Annotated in this window: 3 protein-coding genes; all 3 read right to left on the bottom strand. The window is 43.2% G+C overall.

The features are described 5' to 3' along the window. Nucleotides 1-1,356: hemagglutinin repeat-containing protein (locus tag A9G23_RS01970; protein ID WP_176700586.1), on the bottom strand; the 1,356-nt coding region annotated here is incomplete at its 3' end. A gap of 547 nt (nucleotides 1,357-1,903) precedes the next feature. After that, nucleotides 1,904-2,287, bottom strand: a complete 384-nt coding sequence (locus A9G23_RS01975) for a DUF596 domain-containing protein (RefSeq protein WP_065586037.1) — start codon at nucleotides 2,285-2,287, stop codon at nucleotides 1,904-1,906. Nucleotides 2,288-2,296: 9 nt separating this feature from the next. Continuing rightward, a partial coding sequence (locus tag A9G23_RS01980) for a hemagglutinin repeat-containing protein (RefSeq protein ID WP_176700587.1) occupies nucleotides 2,297-4,476 on the bottom strand: 2,180 nt, incomplete at its 5' end.

Below are 4,476 nucleotides of genomic sequence, written 5' to 3' on the forward strand. Positions count from 1 at the left end.
TAGGGCGCTGATTTGTTGTCTTTCTTCTTGGCTTAGGTCTTTGATGTCTTTATCGGGGTAAAGGATACCTGCAATAACTTCCGCACTGCGTTCACTTGCGGCAGCGCCTAAGCCACCCACTAGGGCAGAGTTGCCTTGCAGCTGCGCAACCACCCCACCCAAGATGGCATGACTGACCGTGTTGGCAATGTGGTCTGTTTCCCATTTGCCGGTTTCAGGGTTGTAATGCTCGGTTTGTTTTTTTATGGCACTGGCAATTTTTGGTGCCAGTGCCCCTGCAACCGCCCCTGTCATGTCGCCACTGATGATGCCGTTGATAAGATTGACCGCCATGTCAATGCCTTGACGGGTTTCACTGCCCATCGCCGACATGCCTTGATTCATCGCTTCTTTGTAGGCGTCTTCGTAGATTTTTTGTTGCTGTTCGTCAGTTAAGACCGTTTTATTGTTTTTGGCCTTTTCTTGCTCTTTGTTTAACGCCTCTTTCGCTTTTGAGGTGGCGCTGATTCGGTCAATGTGATTGAGCATGGTTAATGTTTCACCACCAATTTCACTCACGAGCCGTGTTTGGTCGATGATGCTTTGCTCTTTGTCTTTGTTAAAGATATGTTTGAGCGCATGACTCGCATGCTCGGTATCACGACTTAATTCGTTAATCGCTTGTTGTTGCTCGCTTTCATGGCGGATAACCATCGTCCCTGTCGATACCGCTGAGTGCGTGGTCGAGTTTTTGCTTGCTTGTTTGTTAAGACCCGTTGGTATCGATGGCATTCCACTGGTGTTAACGCCTGCACTGCTGCTACTTACCTTGTAGTCCGCTTGGTTTTTTATATCACTAAAGCTGATTGTGCCTGTGTCAAGTTTGTTTTTGCTCGTGTCTTTTGCTGCTGAGGCTATCACCGCCCCTTTTAAGTCGGTGTGGTTGCCGACCGTAATGTCAAAGCCCCCTTTGCCGGCAAAAATGCCCGACTGGTCCGTCACACTTTGCCAAGTGCTGTCCATTTTGGTTTGGCTTGCTGCAGCATTTGCGCCATTTGTACTCCCCCATGAAACACTGCCCCCCAAGGATGTTGAGCTGTTTTTGGAATGGTACTCATCGCGGTCTTGTTTCGATTCTATATTGAGGTTATGACCAATATCGGCTTCCACCCTATCCCCTTTGACTTGTCCCGCCACAATGTTGGCGTCATTACCGATGATAAGAGTAAGCTTATTGCCCGCTTCAACCACGCTTTCACGCCAGTCGGTGCCATTGCCTTTTTCGCGTGATTTGCTTTGGCTGGCATTGGCTGATAGGTTAAGACCATTTTTTTCTCCCCCAACTTGATAACCCACGCCCAACGAGCCACTGCTCATTTTTTGATAAGAAAAAAATGGATTGGTGTATTTTTATGTTTTGAATAGAGGGATATATGGCGCAATTGTAATTAAAATAGATAGACTTTATTTACAATTGTGTATAAAGATAATAATAACTAAGGCTTTACCTAATATCGCCCCCGAGGATTCAATAGCGTGCTCCGCTTGCACCTTGACACGGCTACCGGATAATAATGCCCCGTCCGTCATTAATTGCGGGCGGTTATTTTGTAAAAATAATTCAGGATTCTATACCGTTTCATTTTATTAAAATTCAATAACAGCTTATCACTTGACGAGTTGCATTAAGAGGGATACGGTAAATAAAGTACGGTATAGTCTTATAATCTTGTGAGATCCTAAATTGACTAACTAATCATTGAATGTCATCTGTATTATTTGATTATTTGCTGGAAAGTACGCAAGATGAATCGGTTAAAGTGAGATTTCAAGATAGGGCGTATTGAATATAGAATTTAGTGACAGAGTTAACTGTCACCTTTAACTGAAAATACACAAAATTTAGGATAGGGCCGCCAGCAAGTTAAGTCCATTCTAAAGAACCATCATCATTAACCCAAACAGCTTCTGCTGGACAAGAGTCATCAAAAAACCAATAATCATCCATCAATTTTTGTTTATCAAACATTTCATCTTCTGTTTTCGGAAAGGCTTCATAAAACAATTTTATTTGATCTTCTATTGAACCTTCTAAAAGCCAACCATTCTTTGCTAATTTAAGACGTCCTTCTTTTAGTAACCTCTTTACAAAATAAAAAAATAATTCTTTTCTTTCTGGAAAAGGAATTTTATTTCCCATAAATTTTAGAGAAGGAAGCATATCAGGTGCAATACAATTCCATAATCCACTAAAAGCTCTTAGTTCTGACCAATCAATAATATTTTTATAATCATTTTCGTTTATCATATTTTTTTCCTATCTAAATTTAATTTCTGCTCCAGTTCTCAACCCTCTGTATAAATTTGTTAAAGTTGGGTTATTTTTTATATCAACAGTCCAACGTGCCCCTGTATTAGAGTGAGATACATTTCTTAATGTAATATTAGTACCATCCGGCAATCGTGTTGTATAAACACCATCCTTAACTTTTGTTAATGGTTGTCCTGCTAGTTCCTCAACATAATTATATATCTGCTTATCTGTCAAATTTTGACTTTCATAAATGCGAGTAGAGTAACGATTTCCACCTGCACCCTGCCGAATAGTTTGTCCATCAATTTTTAAATCTGTGGTAGGGTTATTTTTATCATAGATATCCCTTAATTCATCAAATCTTTCTTGCTGTTTCTTATTTTGGTACTTTTGGTTATCTTGATTGTGTCTATTATCATCGTCGTCATCAGGCGGTAATCCCGGAGCACCACCAGCGGCAACACTTCCTGAACCCGATACTGCATTATTGTTATTATCGTTATTACCGGATGATTCATTATAAATTCTATCACCAAAAGTTTGGTTACCAAACATGATTGAGGCTAGTCCTTTTTTAGCCAGTATTTGCGCATCTAACCAAGCTATCTGTTCTGGAGTTAATTCTTTAATTTGATTGATATCTCGTGTTCGCCCAACTTCCATCGCTTCTAGTATTTGCTCATTAGTTAAACCAAAATTTACACCTAATTGCATTAACCCACTTCGACACGCAGGAATTTTCATGCATGATTCATAGCCTTTTTCTAGTCCTTTTATTACCCCTCTAGCCAAACCATTATTCTCAACCGCATTTTTCCCCGCCGCAACGCCTGTATTGATATCTTGGATATCACCACCGGCCGCCGCGGTAGCTAGGCCAGTCGCGAGTTGGGATAGGGCGCTGATTTGTTGTCTTTCTTCTTGGCTTAGGTCTTTGATGTCTTTATCGGGGTAAAGGATACCTGCAATAACTTCTGCACTGCGTTCACTTGCGGCAGCGCCTAAGCCACCCACTAGGGCAGAGTTGCCTTGCAGCTGCGCAACCACCCCGCCCAAGATGGCATGGCTGACCGTGTTGGCAATGTGGTCTGTTTCCCATTTGCCGGTTTCAGGGTTGTAATGCTCGGTTTGTTTTTTTATGGCACTGGCAATTTTTGGTGCCAGTGCCCCTGCAACCGCCCCTGTCATGTCGCCACTGATGATGCCGTTGATAAGATTGACCGCCATGTCAATGCCTTGACGGGTTTCACTGCCCATCGCCGACATGCCTTGATTCATCGCTTCTTTGTAGGCGTCTTCGTAGATTTTTTGTTGCTGTTCGTCAGTTAAGACCGTTTTATTGTTTTTGGCCTTTTCTTGCTCTTTGTTTAACGCCTCTTTCGCTTTTGAGGTGGCGCTGATTCGGTCAATGTGATTGAGCATGGTTAATGTTTCACCACCAATTTCACTCACGAGCCGTGTTTGGTCGATGATGCTTTGCTCTTTGTCTTTGTTAAAGATATGTTTGAGCGCATGACTCGCATGCTCGGTATCACGACTTAATTCGTTAATCGCTTGTTGTTGCTCGCTTTCATGGCGGATAACCATCGTCCCTGTCGATACCGCTGAGTGCGTGGTCGAGTTTTTGCTTGCTTGTTTGTTAAGACCCGTTGGTATCGATGGCATTCCACTGGTGTTAACGCCTGCACTGCTGCTACTTACCTTGTAGTCCGCTTGGTTTTTTATATCACTAAAGCTGATTGTGCCTGTGTCAAGTTTGTTTTTGCTCGTGTCTTTTGCTGCTGAGGCTATCACCGCCCCTTTTAAGTCGGTGTGGTTGCCGACCGTAATGTCAAAGCCCCCTTTGCCGGCAAAAATGCCCGACTGGTCCGTCACACTTTGCCAAGTGCTGTCCATTTTGGTTTGGCTTGCTGCAGCATTTGCGCCATTTGTACTCCCCCATGAAACACTGCCCCCCAAGGATGTTGAGCTGTTTTTGGAATGGTACTCATCGCGGTCTTGTTTCGATTCTATATTGAGGTTATGACCAATATCGGCTTCCACCCTATCCCCTTTGACTTGTCCCGCCACAATGTTGGCGTCATTACCGATGATAAGAGTAAGCTTATTGCCCGCTTCAACCACGCTTTCACGCCAGTCGGTGCCATTGCCTTTTTCGCGTGATTTGCTTTGGCTGGCATTGG

Source organism: Gilliamella sp. App4-10 (assembly GCF_001690495.1).
In the GTDB taxonomy this organism is placed as follows: domain Bacteria; phylum Pseudomonadota; class Gammaproteobacteria; order Enterobacterales; family Orbaceae; genus Gilliamella; species Gilliamella apicola_G.